The organism is Myroides sp. C6-3 (assembly GCF_050522425.1).
In the GTDB taxonomy this organism is placed as follows: domain Bacteria; phylum Bacteroidota; class Bacteroidia; order Flavobacteriales; family Flavobacteriaceae; genus Flavobacterium.
The window spans coordinates 1-2,351 of record NZ_JBMVQP010000077.1 but is presented as its reverse complement, the minus strand read 5'-3'; the positions used below and the strand labels follow the sequence as shown (position 1 = coordinate 2,351).

Annotated in this window: 2 protein-coding genes; both read left to right on the top strand. The window is 41.8% G+C overall.

The annotated features are described in order from the left end of the window. Position 1: 1 nt before the first annotated feature. Positions 2 to 1,318 carry a gliding motility-associated C-terminal domain-containing protein gene (locus tag ACPDG9_RS15910; protein ID WP_430528680.1) on the top strand — a complete coding sequence of 439 codons (1,317 nt, stop codon included), beginning with the start codon at positions 2 to 4 and terminating at the stop codon, positions 1,316 to 1,318. 11 nt (positions 1,319 to 1,329) lie between these two features. Beyond that, entirely contained in the window at positions 1,330 to 2,259 is a 930-nt protein-coding gene (locus ACPDG9_RS15905; RefSeq protein WP_430528679.1) for a PorP/SprF family type IX secretion system membrane protein, read from the top strand. Positions 2,260 to 2,351: the final 92 nt, after the last annotated feature.

Genomic DNA, 2,351 nt, shown 5'->3' with positions numbered 1-2,351 from the left:
TATGAAAAAAATATATAGCAACCGCTTACTCTTCCTAGGTTTACTAGGAGCTAGTAGCGCAGTTTATGCTCAATCCTCGAAGGAGTCTTTTGTCAATCAAGGTCAAATATCGGTTGCAACGGGTGGGGTTATCTCTACCTTGTACGATTTTGACAATCAAAAAGGAGCAAAAGTCAGCAACGATGGTTCGGTGTATTACTATCGCGATTTCAACAACGATGGGTATTATTCTTTCACGACGGACCGCAAAACGGGAAAAGCGATTTTCACGCGTTACGAAAATGAGACGGGCTCTCAATTGATCAGCGGATCTGAACTGTCAGAATTTCACGATATTGAGTTGAACAATGGTACTAAGACCATGGCTTTTGATTTGAAGAACAACCTAGAGGTTTACGGTACGGTTGATTTTCAGGATGGCATTATCAAGGTAGACCCAACGGTATTACCTGGCGAAAAATTGTCACAAGGGATGCTGAGCTTCCAACAAGGCGCTAAAGCGATTCATGTGAGTGATGCTTCTCATGCAGAAGGTCAAGTAGAGAAAATCGGGAACGAGCCTTTTCAATATCCAAAAGGGGACCAAGAGATGTATCGCTATGCGCGTATTTCAGCTCCAGAGCTCAAAACGGATGCATTTGTTGGAGAATACCGCACAAAAGACGACGCTTTTTTCACGGCTCGTCCTACTACCGTAGGGGTAATCAAAGAACTTAATACCAGCGAATACTGGTTGATAGACCGCGGCAGTGATACCAAGAGCGATATCTTATTGACGTTGAGTTGGGATGAACGCACGACTTTAGCATCGATGTTGGTTGATCCAGAAAATGAATTGCACATTGCTCGTTGGGATGCCCAACAGCAACTGTGGGTAGATGAAGGAGGAGTCGTGGATATGTCAAGTAAAGAAATTACGACAGTATCAGCAGTTAAAGGGTACGGATTTTTCACCTTAGCTACTGTTAAGAAAGATTGGATCTTGGATGGGGATATCGTTATTTACAACTTGGTAACGCCAGATGGCGACGGTAAAAACGATTACTTTATCATCGACAACATCAATAAATATCCGAATAATACTGTAGAGATTTACAACCGTTGGGGAGTAAAAGTATACGAGACAAAGGGATATGATCCACAAGGCGATGGAAGTTCTAACGTATTTAGAGGATATTCCGAAGGTCGTGTTACGGTTGATAAGAATAAGAAATTGCCAAGTGGTACGTACTACTATGTAGTTACGTATGAATATCAAGATTCCAATGGCAGTCGCATGATTAAGAAAGCCGCTAATTTACATTTGGAGACGAATTAAATCTCAAATAGATGAAACTAAGAAACACAATAAAGATAGCTCTTGTTAGTATAGGTTTTTTTGGCGTCCTGCCAACCTATGCGCAGCAAGATCCACAGTATACACAATACATGTATAATCACTCGAACATCAACCCTGCTTATGCGGGGAGTAATGAAGGATTAAACATTTTTGGCTTGTACCGCACCCAATGGGTCGGCTTAGAAGGAGCACCTAAAACGGCTACTTTGTCGGTGAATACTCCTTTGGGGGATTCAGGCTTGGGGCTAGGAGTGAACTTTGTCAATGATCATTTAGGGGTGATGGACGACAATACCTTATCGGTAGATTTATCTTACGCTATTGATTTGAATTACAATTATAAGTTGGCTTTTGGATTAAAGGGATCGGCTAACTTACTGGATGTCAACTACAGCAAGTTGCACATTTACAATCCTTCTGATCCAGTAGCGGAGAGCGATATCAAGAATAAGTTTACGCCTAATATCGGAGCGGGTTTGTTCTTGTACTCTGATAAGGCTTATGTAGGTTTATCTGCGCCTAATTTGTTGACTCGTTCTCGTTACAACGACAACGACATTAAAACCCTTCGCGAGAAAGTGCACGTATATGCAACGGGAGGTTATGTTTTTGATTTGACAAACGACATCAAATTCAAACCCGCAGCGATGGTAAAAATCGAGCAAGGCTCCCCTTTACAAGCAGACGTATCTGCGAACTTTATGTTTGTTGATAAGTTTACTGCCGGTATTGCTTACCGTTGGGATGCTTCGGTGAGTGGGTTAGTAGGATTCCAAGTTTCGGAGAACATCTTTGTAGGGTATAGCTACGATGCTGAAACGACCAAACTGGCGAATTACAACTCAGGCTCACACGAGATTTTTATGCGTTTTACATTGTTTAACGGCTTTAAGCGCATCACTGCGCCAAGGTTCTTCTAAAAGGAAAAAAAGATGGTAAAACAGATCATACAACTGGGTCTTTTAAGTGCAGCATTGAGCTTTAGTCTTGGAGGATACAGCCAGATAAAAAA

What these genes read in the sequence shown, in the direction of transcription:
- ACPDG9_RS15910 (WP_430528680.1), top strand. Translation starts at nt 2, where the DNA reads ATGAAAAAAATATATAGCAACCGCTTACTCTTCCTAGGTTTACTAGGA.
- ACPDG9_RS15905 (WP_430528679.1), top strand. Translation starts at nt 1,330, where the DNA reads ATGAAACTAAGAAACACAATAAAGATAGCTCTTGTTAGTATAGGTTTT.